Below are 18,547 nucleotides of genomic sequence, written 5' to 3'. Positions count from 1 at the left end.
GAATTTTTCTCTCAAGTTGATTGCCTTTGTCCGGCAGGGGAGATAAACATTCCGCATAAACATAAAAAACCGGTGAATTTGTCTCATGCGCAAACTCGATCGTACCGATATCGGCATTCTCAACAGCCTCCAGGACAACGCCCGCATCACCAATGCCGAACTGGCGCGGTCGGTGAACCTGTCGCCGACGCCCTGTTTCAACCGGGTCAAGGCCATGGAAGAGTTGGGGGTCATCCGCCAGCAGGTGACCTTGCTGTCGCCAGAGGTGCTGGGGCTGGACGTGAACGTGTTCATCCATGTCAGCCTGGAAAAGCAGGTCGAGCAGGCGTTGCACCGCTTCGAGGAAGAGATCGCCGAGCGGCCAGAGGTGATGGAGTGCTACCTGATGACCGGCGACCCGGACTACCTGCTGCGGGTGCTGTTGCCGAGCATTCAGGCGCTGGAGCGGTTTCTCGATTACCTGACACGGTTGCCGGGGGTGGCAAACATCCGCTCGAGCTTTGCCCTCAAGCAGGTGAGATACAAGACTGCCTTGCCGTTGCCTTCCAATGGCATGACCTTGCGGGAATAACTTTCACCTTTACTGGCCTCTTCGCGGGCGAGCCCGCGAAGAGGCCTGAACAGGCAACACAGAGGGTGCTTGATATTTTAAACACCCCAAGCCTATGTTGTTGTCAGCCTATAACAACAAGGACAAGCGTCATGACCACCGCCGCCCACCGCTCGCCTGCCGAGCTCTTCAAGGGCATCGACCAGATCGAATGCGTCACCCCCGACCTCAACGGCGTTCCTCGCGGCAAGGTGATGACCGCCGAAGGCTTTCTCGAAGGCCGTCGCCTGCAGATGGCCCGGGGAGTGCTGCTGCAATGCATCATGGGCGGCTACCCGCCGGCGCGTTTCTACGGCAGTGACGACGGCGACCTGGCGCTGGTGGCGGAGCCTGCGCAGATCCACCGCCTGCCGTGGAGCGAGGAGGGCCTGGCGCTGGCCATCTGTGACGCTAACGAGCTCGATGGCAGGCCTTCCGGGTTGTCCACCCGGGGGCAGCTCAAGGCGGTGATTGCCCGCTACGCCGCCCTTGGGCTGGCACCGGTGGTGGCGACCGAGCTGGAGTTCTTCGTCTTTGCCCCCAACACCGACCCACAGCAACCCTTCCTGCCACCCGTTGGCAAGGATGGCCGCCGCGAGCTTGGCCATTCGGCGTTCAGCGTCAGTTCCAACAATGGCCTTCGCCCGTTCTTCCAGGAGGTCTACCAGTGCATGGCGGCCCTGGGCCTGCCGCGCGACACCTTCATGCACGAAATGGGCGTGAGCCAGTTCGAGATCAATCTGTTGCACGGCGATCCGCTGCTGCTGGCCGACCAGACCTTCCTGTTCAAGCACCTGCTCAAGGAAGTGGCACTCAAGCATGGCCTGAGCGTGGTATGCATGGCCAAGCCGTTGGCGCACACCCCGGGCAGCTCCATGCACATTCACCAGAGCGTGGTGGAGATCGCCAGCGGACGCAACGTGTTCAGCGATGAACAAGGGCAGCCGACCGACACCTTCTACCACTTCATCGGCGGCCAGCAGGCGTGCATGGCCGACTTCACCGCGCTGTTCGCGCCCAACGTCAACTCCTACCAGCGGCTGTGCCACCCCTACGCCTCGCCGAACAATGCCTGTTGGTCCGAGGACAACCGCGCTGCCGGTCTGCGCATTCCGGCCAGCGCCCCGGTGGCGCGGCGGGTCGAGAACCGCCTGCCGGGTGCCGACGCCAACCCCTACCTGGCCATCGCTGCCAGCCTGGCCGCTGGCCTGCACGGCATCGAGCAGCGCATGCAGCCAACCGCGGCGATCCAGGGCGAGTTCGAGGTGCCGGAACACCTGAGCCTGCCGTGCACCTTGCATGCGGCCCTCGAACGCCTCAAGCGCAGCACCCTGGCGCGGGAGCTGTTCGGCAGCGAGTTCATCGATGGCTACTTGGCCAGCAAGACCCTGGAACTGACGGACTTCTTCAACGAGATCACCCCTTGGGAACGCCGCGTGCTGGCCGCACAGGCCTGATCGCGACACAACCGCTACTGGACGCGCCCCTGTCCGGCTATTTGTCTGGCAGGGGACTGCGCCGCGGCCATTTTGCTTTTATGCTTGCGAGCAAGCCAACGCCACCTGACCTGGGAGTTCGACGGGACGTATGCGGAACATCTGGAAGCCCTTTCAGTCGTTGTATTTCGCCGCCTTGATGATGTTGATCGGCTCAGGCCTGCTCAGTACCTACCTGGCGCTGCGCCTGGCGGCCGATCATGTCGACAGCCTGTGGGTCGGTGCATTGATGGCAGCCAACTATTTCGGCCTGGCCGTGGGCGGCAAGGTCGGCCACCGGCTGATCGGCCGGGTTGGGCACATTCGCGCCTATGCCACCTGTGCCGGTATCGTCTGCGCGGCGGTGCTCGGGCATGGCATGACCAGTTGGCTGCCGGTGTGGGTCGGGCTGCGGATGATCGTCGGCCTGGGCATGATGTGCCAGTACATGGTCATCGAGAGCTGGCTCAACGAGCAGGCCGAGGCCAAGCACCGCGGTGCGGTGTTCAGTGGCTACATGATCGCGTCCTACCTTGGCCTGGTGCTTGGCCAGCTGATCCTGGTGGTGCACCCGCAGCTGGGCCCGGAACTGCTGATGCTGGTGGCCATGTGCTTTGCCCTGTGCCTGGTGCCAGTGGCGATGACCCGGCGCATCCACCCGGCGCCCCTGCGCCCGGCGCCAATGGAGCCGAAATTCTTCATCAAGCGGGTGCCGCAGTCGCTCAGCACGGTGCTGGGTTCAGGTTTGATCGTCGGTTCGTTCTACGGCCTGGCGCCGCTGTACGCCTCCAGCCAGGGCATGACGACCGAGCAGATCGGTCTGTTCATGGGTTGCTGCATCTTTGCCGGGCTGCTGGTGCAGTGGCCGTTGGGCTGGTTGTCCGACCGTTATGACCGGGCGGTGCTGATCCGTAGCGTTGCGGTGGGCCTGGCACTGGCTTCGGCGCCGCTGGCGTTCCTGCCGAGCGTCCCGCTGGAGGTGCTGTTCGGCATCGGCTTCGTGATTTCGCTGCTGCAGTTCTGCCTTTACCCGCTGGCAGTGGCGTTTTCCAATGACCACGTCGAGAGCGAGCGACGGGTGTCACTGACCGCCATGCTGCTGGTCACCTATGGCGTGGGTGCCTGTATCGGGCCACTGGCGGCAGGGGTGCTGATGAAGGTGCTGGGGGCGCAGATGCTGTATGCCTTCTTCGCGTTCTTTGCCCTGGTACTGGTGTGGCGCATCCGGCCGAAAGCGGTTACCGGGCTGCACCAGGTGCAGGATGCTCCGCTGGGCCACGTGGCCATGCCGGCGGCCGGTTCGCCACTGTCGGCGGCACTTGACCCGCGGGTGGATGAGCAGACCGTGCAGGAGGTGATGCAGGCGCCGGTGGCGGCTGAGGATACCGAGGATGATCAGAAGGCTGAGCCGGTTGCCGAGGCTCGGCCTGAGGATGAGGTCAGTAAATCGGTGTAAGCCTGCCCCGGCCTCTTCGCGGGACAAGCCCGCTCCTACAGGGTATCGCGGACTCTGTAGGAGCGGGCTTGTCCCGCGAAGAGGCCGGGGCAGGAGGAGCACAATCAAAAACGCCACCCAATGGGTGGCGTTCTCGTATCGGCAGGCAACTCAGTAGTCGTCTTTGTCGAACCGCCGCGCCTCACGCTGCAGCTGGTACACAAAGCTTTCGATCTTGCGTTGTGCCTGGCCATTGAGGTTATGGAAGCGCACGCCAGCGAAGGTGGTGTTGATCCGCTCTTCATAATGCAGGTGGCGCAGCTCGACCATGGTGTCCACCAGGCCCAGGGGGTTGCTTGCCTTGAAGCGCTCGTACACCTGGCCCAGTTGCAGGCGGTCCTCGACATTCCCCTCGAAGCGCAGCTTGCAGCCGGTGGCAGAGATGTCCAGCAGCTTGCCGCGCAGGGCGCCGTTGCCTTTGAGGTGGGCGCCGTCGAGGATGATGTCGACCAGCTGCGACAGCTTCAGCGCGGCGCGAAAAGCGTTGCGACGCTGGTGGTAGGTCATTTCTTCCGGCATCGCGCCACGGTAGCAGCGGTGGCCGTCGACTTCGCTGATTTTCAGCTCGTGATTGCATTCCCAGGCGATGCGCACGCCGTCGTGGAAGCCTTCGACGCGGAACGGTTCGCCGTTCTCGATGAATTTTTCGCCATCGCGCGGGATCATTTCGTCCAGCGCCAGGGTATTGCTGTCACGGTCCACGTGTACCACGTAGCTCTGGAACCGCTGGCTGCGCTCATGGAAGGTAATGATCAGCGGATCATGGCTCTCTTGTAGCTGGCGCAGGTTGGCCGCGATCTCCAAGGGCGTGTTCAGCACCTTCGGCGGTTGCGGGGCATCGGCTTCATTGAACACGGGTTTTCAATCTCCAGGCAAAAACGACACACGCAAGTAACGGCATTTTGCCAGTATGTTCCGTGCCTTGATAGAAGTAATCACACTTGGCTGAGCGCCCGGGGCTTGGCAAGTGGTGATGTGGCGCCACGGCTGTCGTAGAGCGACGGTGCTTCGCCACCCTGAAGGATTCTGATCTGGTTGGCCGTGACGTGTTGCTGCACCTGGATGATCCGGCCATTGGTCTCGTTGACCTTCTGGCAGGCATCCATCAGCTGGGTCAGCACATCGAGCTGCTGCAGGATCAGCTCGCCGTTGTCCGACTGAGCCGCCAATGCCTGCACCCCGGCGCGGTTGGCGCTGAGGCCGAGGCCGGTAAGCAGGTTGTTGCGGCGCATGCCTTGCTGCTCGAGCAGGACGATCAGCGACTGCTTGCGGGCCAGGATGCCCTCCAGCGGCGCCATGTCGCGGCCGTGCAGGGCTACCGACTCCTGCTGGAGCAGGTCGAGCAGTTCCTGGGTCGGGGCGATGTCGTCTTCGATCAGTTGCAGCAAAGTGATGTCGTGCATGGCTAACTCTTGGCTTTACATAGCGTCCGTGAAGTCAGCGCGACGAACGGTCAGCGCTGGGCTTCGAAATCGAGCAGTTTGCTGGCGACACGGCCGGCATCGACCTGGTAGCTGCCGTCTGCGATCGCCTGTTTCAACTGCGCCACGCGGGCACTGTTGACGACGGGCTGGTCGCGCAGCTTGTCGCTGACCTTTTGCAACTGCTGGGCCTCTTGGCTGAGGTGTACCGCTTCTCCGCTGGCGCTGGCGCTTTTAGGCGCGTCTTGGGTTTCGCCGGTTTTCTCGGCGTTGCCGGACGTGGCGTTGCCACGAACGCCGCCTGTGATGGACGGAGAATTATTCAAACGACTGAAGTCGATGACCATGATCAGAAACCTCTGGGTATTTGGACGCTTGCCTTGTTTTCGGCCAACCCGAAAGAAACTTTAGGCACAAATGCTTAGCCGCCTGTCAGCAAGCTCGCGAACCCGTTTCTGGCACAGTTTAGGAAAAGCGGTTGCACACCGCCAGCGCAATCTACATGGCGACCTCAACCTGGCCGGGGCCGGTGACCCGGGCCTTGACCACCCGCTGCGAATTGAGGTTGCGCACGCGGATCTGCTCGCCCTGGCCGCCCTTGGCCAAGGCTTCGCCCGGCATGCGCACGCTCAAGGGGCCGCTGCGTGCGGTGATCACCACATGGTCGCCCTTGCGCACCACCTCGGCTTGCTCCAGGTGCTGTGCCGTGAGCACCTGGTCGAGCACCGTCGATCGCACCATCTTCATGCCCACCGCCTGATCGAGGTCGGTGAGGAAGCCCTGAGTCAGCGTACCGACGTCGCGCTCGCGCAGGGCTACGTCATTTTCGCCAACGACGTTGTCGCGCTTGAGCGGGCGGGTCACCACCACCACGTCGCGGAACAGCTTCACCGTCGCCGGCACGAAGAGGGTCCACGGCGCGCTACCGTCACAGCGTACCCGTACGGTGACCCGTCCCAGCGGCTGCGCCGGGCTTTCCAGCGAGGCGTCCAGCTGCTGGCTGCACAGCGGCATGCGCAGGCGCGGGTCGAGCGGGTTGACCTGGATTTCGTAGCGCCCGGGAGTCTGGGTGGTGGCCAGGTAGTCCTCGACACTGAATTCAAGAAACCCTTGGGTGACACCGATAAGCTGTTCAGGCAAGGTAACCGCGTCCGCCAGCGTGCGAACGCCGGGTGCCAGCAGGCACAGCACGGCGAGCGTGCCGCTCAGCAGGTGCGTCAGTCGTCGGAAATTTGTCGTTTTCGTGTACATGGCGCTCAAAAAAGCAAAGCCCGTGCCGAATTGGTGACCACGTAGCACCAAAATGGCAGATCGCATAAGGAGTCAGGCATGGCGGGGGTAATGGATTCAGTCAACCAGCGCACGCAGCTGGTTGGGCAGAATCGCCTGGAATTGCTGCTGTTCCGTCTCAACGGGGCGCAGCTTTACGGCATCAATGTGTTCAAGGTTCGCGAAGTGCTGCAGTGCCCGGAGCTGACCGTGCTGCCCAAGTCGCACCCGGTGGTGCGAGGCGTGGCCAACATTCGCGGGGCGACCATCCCGATCCTCGACCTGTCGATGGCGACGGGCCTGCCGGGGTTGCAGGAAGAAACGCGCAACAGCTTCGTGATCATCACCGAGTACAACACCAAGACCCAGGGCTTTCTGGTGCACTCGGTCGAGCGCATTGTCAACATGAACTGGGAAGAGATCCATCCGCCACCCAAGGGCACGGGGCGCGACCACTACCTGACCGCCGTCACTCGTGTCGACAACCGCATGGTCGAGATCATCGACGTGGAGAAGGTGCTGGCCGAAGTGGCGCCGTCGTCCGAGTCGGTGTCTGCCGGCGTGGTCGATGCCGAGGTGCAGGACAAGGCCACGCTGCTGCGGGTGCTGACCGTCGACGATTCGTCGGTGGCGCGCAAGCAGGTCAGCCGCTGCCTGCAGACAGTAGGTGTGGACGTGGTGGCGCTCAACGATGGCCGGCAGGCCCTGGACTACCTGCGCAAGTTGGTCGACGAGGGCAAGAAGCCGGAAGAAGAGTTTCTGATGATGATCTCCGACATTGAAATGCCGGAAATGGACGGCTATACGCTTACCGCAGAGATCCGCAGCGACCCGCGTATGCAAAAATTGCACATCTGCCTGCATACTTCGTTGTCCGGAGTGTTCAACCAGGCGATGGTCAAGAAGGTCGGGGCTGATGATTTCCTGGCCAAGTTCAAACCGGACGACCTGGCCCAGCGCGTGGTCGACCGGATCAAGGCAGCGCATTGAAGCAGCCGGGGGCATGCTCCCGGCACCAGTGATTGAAAAGAGGCGGCAGTAGTGTCTACGGGTAATTTGGAGTTCGAACAGTTCAGGGTCTTCCTGGAAAAAGCCTGTGGCATCCTGCTGGGGGAGAATAAGCAGTACCTGGTTTCCAGCCGTCTCAACAAGCTGATGGAACAGCAGGGCATCAAGAGCCTGGGCGAGCTGGTGCAGCGCATCCAGACCCAGCCGCGGGGCGGTTTGCGCGAACAGGTGGTAGATGCGATGACCACCAACGAGACCCTGTGGTTTCGCGATACCTACCCGTTCGAAGTGCTGAAGAACAAGGTCATTCCCGAGTTCATCAGGAACAACCCCGGGCAGCGCCTGCGCATGTGGTCGGCGGCCTGTTCGTCGGGCCAGGAGCCGTACTCGATCTCGATGGCCATCGACGAGTTCGAACGCAGCAACCTGGGCCAGTTGAAGATGGGTGCGCAGATCGTTGCCACCGACCTGTCCGGCTCGATGCTGAACAACTGCAAGACCGGTGAGTACGACAGCCTGGCGATTGCCCGTGGCCTGTCCCAGGAGCGCCTGCAGCGTTACTTCGACACCAAGGCGCCGGGGCGCTGGGCGGTCAAGCCGGCCATTCGCAGCCGTGTCGAGTTCCGCTCGTTCAACCTGCTCGACAGCTATGCGAGCCTGGGCAAGTTCGACATCGTGTTCTGCCGCAATGTGCTGATCTACTTCTCGGCGCAGGTGAAGAAGGACATCCTGTTGCGTATCCACAGCACCCTGAAGCCTGGGGGCTACCTGTTCCTCGGTGCCTCGGAGGCGCTGAACGGGTTACCGGACCACTACCAGATGGTCCAGTGCAGCCCGGGGATCATCTACCAGGCCAAGTAAGAACGGAGCGCCTGGTGCATGCCGGTGGTTCTGTAGTTCCCGTCAAACCGAGCCGCCGCGCGGGCGGCTCTTGATGTGCTGAACAACATGCTCAAGTCGGTACTTCCGAGAAAAAATAGGGCTCTAGATCAGTGAGTTGAGCAAGGAAAATCAAATGCTCAACTGCACTGATTTTTTTCAAGAATTTGAGAGAGTCGGATCCGCCAAGCGCAAGCGCAGGGAAAAAGCCATACATTTCATCATGTTTGAGCGGGCCGAGAGTGCTTAGGGCGGGTTTAAACAAGTCGTTGAAGTCGTTCGATTCAACTTTTCTTGAGAGGATAAAGCCTTGAAGGTGATTATTTAACTGTTCTTTTGAAAAGTCGGTTTTATAGAAAATGTAGTTGGAGCTAACGCTTGTGATTTCCAGTGAAAAGCCGCTATTTTCCCCCCATAGATACAAATCACCAAACGCGCTGCGTGCAATCAGGTGATATTTGTCGTGTTCCGCTAGCTGGGTGCCATCGATCCAAGATGAGACCACTGCCTCATATTCTTGTGGGTTAACCAGCCAGAAAATTCCGTCGCCGTAACCCCCCCAGCCGTGTTCGGACCAATACTCCAAAAGTTTTGCAGGGAGTTTGTCTTTGTACCGTTCTATCGTGGAGGGTGGTACCTCTATACGATCAATAGGTGGGCCGAATTTTTCGATAAATGCTGCAAAAATCTTATCCATGTTAATTTTCTCGTTTCAGCATTTGTGAAGTTTGACGTTCATTCGAGTGGTTCCTCGGAGCTCTGGTGGGACTGTTTCGGCAGCTTTTTTCAACTTGGGTATTTTTGATTTCCACTGAGGCCCGATTGTCGAATTAACTTTACGGTCTCCGAAGTCAGAGATCGCGTCCTTGCCTCCCACGATTAAATCCGGGTTGTGTAGTGCTGCTAAAACCGACATTCGATTCAAGGTTTTTTCGATTGCGACCTGCTGCGCCTCAAATGCATCCATGGTTTTTTGTAGCTCATTCTCAATGCTTTGTTGGACGGAGCCTTGATAGCGTTCTCTTGCTCTTTTCGCTACTCCAGAGTTTCTCTTGCTCGGGCTCGAAACGTTCTCCAAAAACTCCTCAACCGTCATCCAGTTGAGCCCGTCTTCCTGGCCATTCAGCTGGCGCTTGAATTCCCCTATTTTATACTCCGGCAACTTGCCTGTTTTAAAGCATTCAACGTGATGCAGTGCCATGAACCCCGGTCGGCTTTTCGGCGGCCCGTTGTCATTTTTTTGGGTGTTCGGTGTCTCTGGTTCCCGCCCGCCCACAGCGCCTTTGCGCCGCTCCGCCACCTGCAAATCCGGCCGCTTCTTCAACCCCTCCTCATGTTTGAGCATCCACTGCCCAAGTCGTGCGCCCTTACTGCTGGCCGCCATTTCCTGGGCCAGCACGCGCGCATCACCGCGCCCGCGCGTCAGGTACGAGACAATTGCCCCCAACAACAGCACCACGACTTCTACATGGCCAAGGGCTATGGAGTGAGCGGCCCGCGAGATCGCACTCGGGTCGTCCTGGCTGAATGCAGTCAAACCCTCCTCGCCACGCGTCCCCTCCCAGGCGCTGCGGATGCCATCAATGTAGTACTCGCCGATACGCGGCAAGCCATCGATGAAAAACTCGGCAATGGACGACAGGCCCAGAACGCCAAGGATCCAGCCGCTGACCTTGAGGCCCATGGCCGCGCCGGCACCGGCAAATGGAATCGCCCCGGCTCCTGCACCAAAGGCGCCAATTCCTGCACCTATGGCGCCGCCGGTGAGGGTGCTGCCAACGACAATCATTGCCATCTGCCTGACGACGATCAGCAGCTCGTCGATGATGCTGGCGATTTCCAGGTCGGCAAAACGTTGGCGCAATATATGCGCGGCTTGCCATTCGGCCTGATTGAAGGCGGACTCGACCGCCCGCACCCGGCGCAAGGTGAGTGCCAGTGAGGGTACAGCTTCGTTGTAGTAAGTGCGAAAATGGGCGCCTCCTTGATAGCCCATTCGGTCAGTGATGCGTGACTCGATTTCGTGCCATGACGGTGCGAAATGATGAAGAAACATGAGGTGTCTCCCTGACATCTATGTGCAGGGAAAATCTCATCACAAACGCGAGTAGGAAATTTCTGAGAAGAACGTAGGGTGCTTCCCAAAGTTCATTGCGGCAGGCGCCGTCAATTTTTTGTGTTGCCGCTTTTGCCGCCCGGCAATTGCCGCTTTCGCTTCGCCAGGCGGAAGCACTTTGCCGCTTTTCTGGCATCGCGCCATCAACCATCCGCGCCACAGCCCCGTAATTCCGGGCTTTCAGGTTTCTGGCACAGCCCTTGCTATACCTTGCTCAACGAAATTCCGGCCAACCTTCGAAGGTTTTCCCGACATGAGCATCAGTTTCGACAAGGCGCTTGGCATTCACGAAAAGGCACTGGGCTTCCGCGCCCAGCGCGCCGAAGTGCTGGCCAACAACATCGCCAACGCCGACACGCCCAACTACAAGGCGCGTGACATGGACTTCTCTTCGGTGCTCGCCGCCGAGAGCCAGAAGCAGCAAAGCGGCCGCTTCGCCATGGACCGCACCAACAGCCGCCACATCGAGGCCGAAGGCCTGGCGATGGCAGACGACTCGCTGCAATACCGCGTGCCGACCCAGCCGTCGATCGACCAGAACACCGTGGACGCCCAGATCGAGCAATCGAACTACACGGAAAACGCCATCGGCTTCCAGGCCAGCTTCACCTTGCTCAACAGTAAATTCAAAGGGCTGGTTTCGGCCCTGCGCGGAGAGTAATTCATGTCCCTTTCCAGTGTTTTCAACATTGCCGGCAGCGGCATGAGCGCGCAGAACACCCGCCTCAACACTGTTGCCTCGAACATCGCCAACGCCGAGACCGTGTCGTCGAGCATCGACCAGACCTATCGTGCGCGCCACCCAGTGTTCGCCACCACCTTCCAGAACGCGCAGAGCGGCGTCAGCCAGTCGCTGTTCGAGGACCAGGGCGAGGCGGGGCAGGGCGTGCAGGTCAAGGGCATCGTCGAAGACCAGAGCAATCTGGAGGCGCGCTACGAGCCGAATCACCCGGCGGCGAACAAGGACGGCTACGTCTACTACCCGAACGTCAACGTGGTCGAGGAGATGGCTGACATGATCTCCGCCAGCCGGGCGTTCCAGACCAACGCCGAGCTGATGAACACCGCCAAGAACATGATGCAGAAAGTGCTGACCCTGGGTCAGTGATAAGGAAGCCGGACCATGGCCATCGATACCTCCACCACCGGTGTCAATCTCAACGACGTCCTCGCGGCGTCCGGTGTCAGCACTGGCACCACCAAAAAGACCACCACCGATACCGCGTCCCAGACCGGCAACAGCTCGCTGGGCAAAGATGCCTTCCTGCAGCTGCTGGTTACCCAGATGCAGCACCAGAACCCGCTCGACCCGCAGGACAACGGCGAGTTCGTGGCCCAGTTGGCGCAGTTCAGCAGCCTTGAGGGCATCACCTCGCTGAACGAGTCGGTCACCAACATCACCAGTGCAATGGCCTCGTCCCAGGCACTGCAGGCGTCGTCGCTGGTCGGCCGCTCGGTGATCGTGCAGAACGACAAGGCCGTGGTCGATACCGCCGACAGCTTCAATGGTCAGTTCGTCGTGCCGCAGGCCATCGACGGGGCGAAGATTACCGTCAAGGACAAGGACGGCAACACCGTCAAGACCATCGAGGTGGGCGAGCAGAAAGCCGGCTACGCCGACTTCATCTGGGATGGCACCAACTCGAGCGGCGCTAAGGTCGACCCGGGCACCTATACCTTCACTGCCAGCACCACCGTGGATGGCAAGGCGGTGCAGATGAACACCCTGCTGCCGGCCAAGGTCACCAGTGTCAGCTTCAACTCCACGGGCGAGATGGTGCTCAACCTCGCCGGGGTCGGCAAGGTTTCCCTGTCCGACGTACAAACCATCGGTATCTAAGGCCAGAACGGCACAAGGAGCAACAGCATGTCTTTCAATATCGGCCTTAGCGGTCTGTACGCAGCCAACAAGCAGCTGGACGTTACCGGCAACAACATTGCCAACGTCAACACCACCGGTTTCAAGTCGTCGCGTGCCGAGTTCGCCGACGTCTACGCTGGCGCCAACCGCCTGGGCGTGGGCAAGAACCAGGTCGGCAACGGTGTGCGCCTGGCCGCAGTCTCCCAGCAGTTCACCCAGGGTGACGTGAACAACACCGGCAACGTGCTGGACATGGGTATCCAGGGTCAAGGTTACTTCGTGCTGTCCGACAACGGCTCGATGGTCTACACCCGTGCCGGTGCCTTCCAGACCAGCAAGGACAACTATGTCGTCACCTCCGACGGCCTGCGCCTGCAGGGCTATGCTGCCGACAGCAGCGGCAACATCAAGAAAGGTGTGCTGACCGACCTGAAGATCGACACCTCGGCCCTGCAGCCAAAGGCCACCAGCCTGATCGACCAGGGCATCAACCTGAACTCCTCGGCCACGTCGATCCCGCTGCCGTCGACGCCGCCGGTTGCCGGTGACATCGTGTTCGACCCGACTGACGATACTTCGTACACCAAGTCGTTCCCGACCAAGGTCTACGACAGTCAGGGTAACGAGCACACCATGGAGCAGTTCTACCGCAAGACCGACACCAACCAGTGGACGATGTACACCCTGATAGATGGTCGCAACCCGATGGACCCGACTTCCACGGCGCCGCTGGAAGCGACCATGACCTTCAATACCGACGGTAGCGTGGCGTCCATGGCCACCGACCCGGCCAGCATTCCGCCAGGTGCGCCGGCCAACGCCGAATGGGCGGTGACCAACAATACCTTCACCCTCAAGGGCTGGGTCCCGGCCGCCAAGGACGCTGCGGGCAACTGGGCCTCCAACGGTTCGGCGGAGAATACCGACGGCATGAAGCTGTCGATGAACAGCACCACCTCGTACAACACCGAAACCGCGCGCATGTCGCAGTCCCAGGACGGTTATGCCACCGGCATCCTGTCGAGCCTGAGCATCGACTCCACCGGCGTGATGTTCGCCAGCTTCAGCAACCAGCAGTCGCGTGCCATTGGCCAGGTAGCCCTGGCCAGCTTCGCCAACGATCAAGGCCTGCAGCAGATCGGTGGCACCCGCTGGACCGAGACCTACTCCTCGGGCATTCCGGGTATCGATACGCCGAAGACCGGTACCCTGGGCAGTGTCGAGTCCAACGCACTGGAAGGCTCGAACGTCAACCTGACGCAAGAGCTGGTCGAGCTGATCAAGGCGCAGAGTAACTACCAGGCGAACGCCAAGACCATCTCCACCGAAAGCACCATCATGCAGACCATCATCCAGATGACCTGATGGTCGCTGGCTGAGCATGCGTGGACTGACCCCTTTCCTGTAAAGGGGTCAGTCGTATTTGCAGGAGGGATCATGAAAAGGCTGGTTGTGACGTTGATCGCCGCTTTCTGCCTGTACCAGGCCCAGGCCGGCACCGCGCCCTGGTGGCGCTGGGAAAGCCAGGTGGATGGCCGCTTGGTGTGCTCGCAATGGCCGCCGGGGGAGGGCTGGAAGAAATTCGCCGGCCCCTTCAGCAATGGCGGTTGCCGCGAACCTTGATGAGGTCGGTACAGGTTTGCCGCCACCGGCAACCTGGCGCCGGATAACCGGCGGCAGCCCAATGACAAAACCCCGAAAAAGCCCGTATTCACGGGCTTTTTCACGAATTCGAAAAGTTGGTTCGGAACTTGCTTTAGAGCCTGCACAGCAACGGCGAGCGGCAAACGATCGTCAGTGCAGCGGAGGATGACTGTGGACAAGATGCTTTACGTGGCCATGACCGGCGCCAGCCAGAACGCGCTGGCGCAAAAGGCCCACGCCAACAACCTGGCGAACGTTTCCACCAACGGCTTCCAGCGCGACCTGGAACAGGCGCGCTCGATGCCGGTGTTTGGTGACAGCTTTCCGTCACGGGCGTTTGCCATGACCGAACGCCCGGCCACCGACTTCAGCGAAGGGCCGATGGTCGAGACCGGGCGTGACCTGGATGTGGCTGTGAGCGGGCAGGGTTTCATCGCCGTGCAGGCGCCGGATGGCAGCGAAGCCTACGTACGCACCGGTAGCCTTAACATCGACGCCCTCGGCGTGCTGCGCGCCGGCAATGGCATGCCGGTGATCGGCAACGGTGGCCCGATTGCCATTCCGCCAGAGCAGAAAGTCGAAGTCGGTGCCGACGGCACCATCAGCATCCGCTCGATGGGCGAAGACCCGCGGGTGATGGCCGAGGTCGACCGCATCAAGCTGGTCAACCCGGACATCAAGAGCATGACCAAGGGCCTGGACGGGCTGATCCACACCCAGAACGGCCAACCGGCTGCCGCCGACGTCAATGTGCGGGTGGTGTCGGGCTTCCTTGAAGGCAGCAACGTCAACGCCGTGGAAGAAATGACCTCGGTGCTGGCGCTATCCCGCCAGTTCGAGCTGCACGTGAAAATGATGAACGCGGCCAAGGAAGGCGATGAAGCCATGGCGCGTGTTTTGCAAATCGGCTAACCAACTTTGAACGGGTGCCGTAAAACAGGCGCACGAGGAGAATACTGATGCTTCCGGCTCTTTGGGTCGCTAAAACCGGCCTGTCCGCCCAGGACACCAACCTGACCGTCATTTCCAACAACCTGGCCAACGTCTCGACCACCGGCTTCAAGCGGGATCGTGCCGAGTTCGCCGACCTGCTGTACCAGATCAAGCGTCAGCCAGGCGCGCAGTCGACCCAGGACAGCGAGCTGCCATCGGGCCTGCAGGTCGGTACCGGTGTGCGCATTGTCGGCACCCAGAAGAACTTCCAGACCGGCAGCCTGCAGACCACCGAAAACCCACTGGACATGGCGGTCAACGGCCGTGGCTTCTTCCAGGTGCTGCAGCCAGACGGCACCGTCTCGTACACCCGTGACGGTACCTTCCACCTGAACTCCGATGGCCAGATCGTCACTGCCCAAGGCTTTGCCCTGGAGCCAGCGATCGTGGTGCCGAACGACGCCCAGACCTTCACCGTCGGCCAGGACGGCACCGTGTCGATCACCACCGCCGGCAACCCGGCTGCACAGGTGATCGGCAACCTGCAGACCGCCGACTTCATCAACCCGGCCGGCCTGCAGGCGATCGGTGACAACCTGTTCCTGGAAACCGCCGCCAGCGGTGCGCCACAGGTCGGTACCCCGGGCCTGAACGGCTTCGGCACCACCCTGCAGCAGACCTTGGAAAACTCCAACGTCAGCACCGTGGAAGAGCTGGTGAACATGATCACCACCCAGCGTGCCTACGAGATGAACTCCAAGGTCATCTCCACCGCCGACCAGATGCTGTCGTTCGTGACTCAACAGCTCTAAAGCCCTAGTACAGGTTCTACTCCCGTTACACCGTGAGGTAAGTGTCATGAAGCGTCTGTTGTCTGTGTTCGCCCTGGGGGGGGCGGTTGTGTTGGCAGGTTGCGTCGCGCCGACGCCCAAGCCGAACGACCCGTATTACGCGCCGGTTCTGCCGCGCACCCCGCTGCCGGCGGCAGCCAACAACGGTTCGATCTACCAGGCGGGTTTCGAGCAGGGCCTGTACACCGACCGCAAAGCGTTCCGCGTGGGTGACATCATCACCATCACCCTCAACGAACGCACGTCGGCGAGCAAGAACGCAGGTTCGCAGATCCAGAAGAACAGCAAGGCCGACATCGGCCTGACCTCGCTGTTCGGCTCCACCCCGAATACCAACAACCCGTTCGGCAGCGGCGACCTGTCGCTGGAGGCGGGTTACAGCGGTGACCGCACCACCAAGGGCGACAGCAAGGCCACCCAGGGCAACACCCTGACCGGCTCGATCACTGTCACCGTGGCCGAAGTGCTGCCCAACGGCATCATCGCCGTGCGCGGCGAGAAGTGGATGACCCTGAACACCGGTGAAGAGCTGGTGCGTATCGCCGGCCTGATCCGTGCCGACGACATCGCCACCGACAACACCGTGCCGTCCACCCGCGTGGCCGATGCACGCATCACCTATTCGGGCACCGGCTCGTTCGCCGATGCCAGCCAACCGGGTTGGCTGGACCGCTTCTTCATGAGCCCGCTTTGGCCCTTCTGAGTACGGATGAACATGTTCAACCTTAGGCAGCTGATAGCCGCGACCCTGCTCCTGTCCTGCGCGTTCGGTGCCCACGCCGAGCGCCTCAAGGACATTGCCAGCATCTCCGGCGTGCGTTCCAACCAGTTGATCGGCTATGGCCTGGTGGTGGGGCTCAACGGTACGGGTGACCAGACCACCCAGACCCCTTTCACCCTGCAGACCTTCAACAACATGCTGTCGCAGTTCGGCATCAAGGTGCCGCCTGGCTCCGGCAACGTGCAGCTGAAGAACGTCGCGGCGGTGTCGGTGCATGCCGACCTGCCGGCGTTCGCCAAGCCGGGCCAGGTGGTGGACATCACCGTTTCGTCGATCGGCAACTCCAAGAGCCTGCGCGGCGGCAGCCTGCTGATGACCCCGCTCAAGGGTATCGACGGCAACGTCTACGCCATCGCCCAGGGTAACCTGGTGGTCGGTGGCTTCGATGCCGAAGGCCGTGACGGCTCGAAGATCACCGTCAACGTTCCGTCGGCCGGCCGTATTCCTGGTGGCGCCTCGGTCGAGCGCGCCGTGCCGAGCGGCTTCAACCAGGGCAACAGCCTGACCCTGAACCTCAACCGCCCGGACTTCACCACCGCCAAGCGCATCGTCGACAAGGTCAACGACCTGCTCGGCCCAGGCGTGGCCCAGGCCGTGGATGGCGGCTCGGTGCGGGTCACCGCGCCCATGGACCCGAGCCAGCGGGTCGACTACCTGTCGATCCTCGAAAACCTCGAGATCGACCCGGGCCAGGCCGTGGCCAAGGTCATCATCAACTCGCGCACCGGTACCATCGTCATCGGCCAGAACGTCAAGGTCTCGCCGGCTGCGGTGACCCACGGCAGCCTGACCGTGACCATTACCGAAGACCCGATCGTCAGCCAGCCGGGGCCGTTCTCCAATGGCCAGACGGCGGTGGTTCCGCGTTCGCGGGTCAATGCCGAGCAGGAAGCCAAGCCGATGTTCAAGTTTGGCCCGGGCACCACGCTGGATGAGATCGTCCGCGCGGTGAACCAGGTGGGCGCGGCGCCCGGCGACCTGATGGCCATCCTCGAAGCACTGAAACAGGCCGGCGCCTTGCAGGCCGACCTGATCGTGATCTGAGGACGCTGCGGATGAATTCGAAAAGCCTGGTCTCCAGTCATGCTGACAGCGGTGCCTACACCGACCTCAATCGCCTGAGCTCGCTCAAGCATGGTGACCGCGACAGCGACGCCAACGTGCGCAAGGTGGCCCAGGAGTTCGAGTCGCTGTTCATCAGCGAGATGCTCAAGGCCTCGCGCAAGGCCAGCGACGTGCTGGCCGACGACAACCCGATGAACAGCGAGACGGTCAAGCAGTACCGCGACATGTACGACCAGCAGCTGGCGGTGAGCATGTCCCGCGAGGGTGGCGGTATCGGCCTGCAGGACGTGCTGGTGCGCCAGCTGTCGAAGCACAAGAGCACCCCGGTCAACACCAGCCCGTTCCCGCGTGTCGATGGCAACGCGCCGACGCTGTGGGGCAACAAGGTGGCCGACCCGGTGCAGGCGACGCAAACCACGGCCACGCGCAACGACGTCGCCGCGCTCAACTCGCGGCGCCTGGCGCTGCCGGGCAAGCTCACCGATCGCCTGCTGGCCGGCATCGTGCCTTCGGCCACCAGCCCGGCTGCAGCCACCAATACTGCCGCCGTGCCGGCCCGTGACGGGCAGCAGGTGGCCAAGGCCATCGCCATCCCGGACAACGGCCTGCGCATCACCGGTCGCGCCGTGGCGCAGCCGCCGCTGGCGCCGAAGAAGGCCTTTGCCGACAGCGACGAGTTCGTCGCCACCATGCTGCCGATGGCCGAACAGGCCGCCAAGCGCATTGGTGTCGATCCGCGTTACCTGGTGGCCCAGGCTGCCCTGGAAACCGGCTGGGGCAAGTCGGTCATGCGCAACAGTGACGGCAGCAGCAGCCACAACCTGTTCGGCATCAAGGCCAGCAGTAATTGGCAAGGCGATTCGGCGCGGGCGATCACCAGCGAATTCCGCGACGGCCAGTTCGTCAAGGAGACGGCGGCGTTCCGTTCCTACGATTCGTACCAGGACAGTTTCCACGACCTGGTAAGTCTGCTGCAGAGCAATTCGCGCTATCAAGATGCGGTGAAGTCGGCCGATAACCCAGAACAATTCGTGCGAGAACTGCAAAAGGCCGGGTACGCCACCGACCCGAACTACGCCAGCAAGATCTCGCAGATCGCAAGACAGATGAAGTCGTACGAGAGCTACGCAATGCTCGGTACCACAACGAAACTTTAAGGG

At 61.4% G+C, this 18,547-nt stretch carries 21 protein-coding genes; 15 read left to right on the top strand and 6 right to left on the bottom strand.

Going from position 1 to position 18,547, the window contains the following annotated elements; translation table 11 throughout:
- The first annotated feature begins 85 nt into the window (after positions 1-85).
- The 3 genes from bkdR (at position 86) to C2H86_RS04110 (ending at position 3,520) form a co-directional block, all read left to right on the top strand.
- The gene (gene bkdR / locus C2H86_RS04120; protein ID WP_012315571.1) at positions 86-571 is read left to right on the top strand and encodes a Bkd operon transcriptional regulator BkdR; all 486 of its coding nucleotides are present in this window, start codon (positions 86-88) and stop codon (positions 569-571) included.
- A 233-nt stretch (positions 572-804) separates the two neighbouring features.
- A complete protein-coding gene (locus tag C2H86_RS04115) occupies positions 805-2,046 on the top strand; it encodes a glutamine synthetase family protein (protein ID WP_163986001.1) in 1,242 nt (413 codons plus the stop codon).
- A gap of 130 nt (positions 2,047-2,176) precedes the next feature.
- Positions 2,177-3,520, top strand: a complete 1,344-nt coding sequence (locus C2H86_RS04110; protein WP_103446459.1) for an MFS transporter — start codon at positions 2,177-2,179, stop codon at positions 3,518-3,520.
- Positions 3,521-3,670: 150 nt separating this feature from the next.
- Here C2H86_RS04110 and C2H86_RS04105 read toward each other — a convergent pair whose 3' ends face one another.
- From C2H86_RS04105 to flgA, 4 genes are all read right to left on the bottom strand, one after another.
- Positions 3,671-4,414: a flagellar brake protein gene (locus C2H86_RS04105; protein WP_159411542.1), complete on the bottom strand. Its 744-nt coding sequence runs from the start codon at positions 4,412-4,414 to the stop codon at positions 3,671-3,673.
- 80 nt (positions 4,415-4,494) lie between these two features.
- Positions 4,495-4,962: a flagella synthesis protein FlgN gene (locus C2H86_RS04100; RefSeq protein ID WP_159411541.1), complete on the bottom strand. Its 468-nt coding sequence runs from the start codon at positions 4,960-4,962 to the stop codon at positions 4,495-4,497.
- A 50-nt stretch (positions 4,963-5,012) separates the two neighbouring features.
- A complete protein-coding gene (gene flgM / locus C2H86_RS04095) occupies positions 5,013-5,327 on the bottom strand; it encodes a flagellar biosynthesis anti-sigma factor FlgM (RefSeq protein WP_159411540.1) in 315 nt (104 codons plus the stop codon).
- 151 nt (positions 5,328-5,478) lie between these two features.
- Positions 5,479-6,231, bottom strand: a complete 753-nt coding sequence (gene flgA / locus C2H86_RS04090; protein ID WP_159411539.1) for a flagellar basal body P-ring formation chaperone FlgA — start codon at positions 6,229-6,231, stop codon at positions 5,479-5,481.
- A 78-nt stretch (positions 6,232-6,309) separates the two neighbouring features.
- Between flgA and C2H86_RS04085 the strand changes: the two genes are divergently transcribed.
- Both C2H86_RS04085 and cheR read left to right on the top strand, forming a co-directional pair.
- A complete protein-coding gene (locus C2H86_RS04085) occupies positions 6,310-7,239 on the top strand; it encodes a chemotaxis protein CheV (RefSeq protein ID WP_103446463.1) in 930 nt (309 codons plus the stop codon).
- Positions 7,240-7,290: 51 nt separating this feature from the next.
- Positions 7,291-8,118: a protein-glutamate O-methyltransferase CheR gene (gene cheR, locus C2H86_RS04080; RefSeq protein WP_159411538.1), complete on the top strand. Its 828-nt coding sequence runs from the start codon at positions 7,291-7,293 to the stop codon at positions 8,116-8,118.
- Positions 8,119-8,209: 91 nt separating this feature from the next.
- On the opposite strand, the gene C2H86_RS04075 is transcribed toward cheR, so the two are convergent.
- Complete coding sequence (locus C2H86_RS04075) at positions 8,210-8,833, bottom strand: GAD-like domain-containing protein (RefSeq protein WP_159411537.1); 624 nt, start codon at positions 8,831-8,833, stop codon at positions 8,210-8,212.
- Positions 8,834-8,848: 15 nt separating this feature from the next.
- Positions 8,849-10,192: a DUF6861 domain-containing protein gene (locus C2H86_RS04070; RefSeq protein ID WP_159411536.1), complete on the bottom strand. Its 1,344-nt coding sequence runs from the start codon at positions 10,190-10,192 to the stop codon at positions 8,849-8,851.
- 313 nt (positions 10,193-10,505) lie between these two features.
- On the opposite strand from C2H86_RS04070, the gene flgB reads away from it, so the two are divergent.
- From flgB to flgJ, 10 genes are all read left to right on the top strand, one after another.
- Positions 10,506-10,913 (top strand): flagellar basal body rod protein FlgB, encoded by a 408-nt coding sequence (gene flgB, locus C2H86_RS04065; protein ID WP_103446465.1) that lies wholly within the window; start codon positions 10,506-10,508, stop codon positions 10,911-10,913.
- A gap of 3 nt (positions 10,914-10,916) precedes the next feature.
- Positions 10,917-11,360, top strand: a complete 444-nt coding sequence (gene flgC, locus C2H86_RS04060) for a flagellar basal body rod protein FlgC (protein ID WP_027921143.1) — start codon at positions 10,917-10,919, stop codon at positions 11,358-11,360.
- Between the two features lie 15 nt (positions 11,361-11,375).
- On the top strand, positions 11,376-12,092 hold the full coding sequence (flgD, locus tag C2H86_RS04055) for a flagellar hook assembly protein FlgD (protein ID WP_159411535.1): 717 nt from the start codon (positions 11,376-11,378) through the stop codon (positions 12,090-12,092).
- Between the two features lie 27 nt (positions 12,093-12,119).
- Positions 12,120-13,478: a flagellar hook protein FlgE gene (gene flgE / locus C2H86_RS04050; protein ID WP_159411534.1), complete on the top strand. Its 1,359-nt coding sequence runs from the start codon at positions 12,120-12,122 to the stop codon at positions 13,476-13,478.
- A gap of 72 nt (positions 13,479-13,550) precedes the next feature.
- Positions 13,551-13,736: a hypothetical protein gene (locus C2H86_RS04045; protein ID WP_159411533.1), complete on the top strand. Its 186-nt coding sequence runs from the start codon at positions 13,551-13,553 to the stop codon at positions 13,734-13,736.
- A gap of 192 nt (positions 13,737-13,928) precedes the next feature.
- Positions 13,929-14,669, top strand: coding sequence for a flagellar basal-body rod protein FlgF (gene flgF, locus C2H86_RS04040; RefSeq protein ID WP_085677753.1), 741 nt, complete (start codon positions 13,929-13,931; stop codon positions 14,667-14,669).
- Between the two features lie 47 nt (positions 14,670-14,716).
- Positions 14,717-15,502 carry a flagellar basal-body rod protein FlgG gene (gene flgG, locus C2H86_RS04035; RefSeq protein ID WP_027921148.1) on the top strand — a complete coding sequence of 262 codons (786 nt, stop codon included), beginning with the start codon at positions 14,717-14,719 and terminating at the stop codon, positions 15,500-15,502.
- A gap of 46 nt (positions 15,503-15,548) precedes the next feature.
- Positions 15,549-16,244 carry a flagellar basal body L-ring protein FlgH gene (gene flgH / locus C2H86_RS04030; RefSeq protein WP_103446469.1) on the top strand — a complete coding sequence of 232 codons (696 nt, stop codon included), beginning with the start codon at positions 15,549-15,551 and terminating at the stop codon, positions 16,242-16,244.
- A gap of 12 nt (positions 16,245-16,256) precedes the next feature.
- Entirely contained in the window at positions 16,257-17,366 is a 1,110-nt protein-coding gene (locus tag C2H86_RS04025) for a flagellar basal body P-ring protein FlgI (protein WP_103448217.1), read from the top strand.
- Between the two features lie 11 nt (positions 17,367-17,377).
- The gene (gene flgJ / locus C2H86_RS04020; RefSeq protein WP_159411532.1) at positions 17,378-18,544 is read left to right on the top strand and encodes a flagellar assembly peptidoglycan hydrolase FlgJ; all 1,167 of its coding nucleotides are present in this window, start codon (positions 17,378-17,380) and stop codon (positions 18,542-18,544) included.
- Positions 18,545-18,547 lie beyond the last annotated feature (3 nt).

This window comes from Pseudomonas putida (assembly GCF_009883635.2).
Classification (GTDB): domain Bacteria; phylum Pseudomonadota; class Gammaproteobacteria; order Pseudomonadales; family Pseudomonadaceae; genus Aquipseudomonas; species Aquipseudomonas putida_W.
Note: the sequence above shows the minus strand (reverse complement) of the source record. Positions and strands in the feature narration are given on the sequence as shown.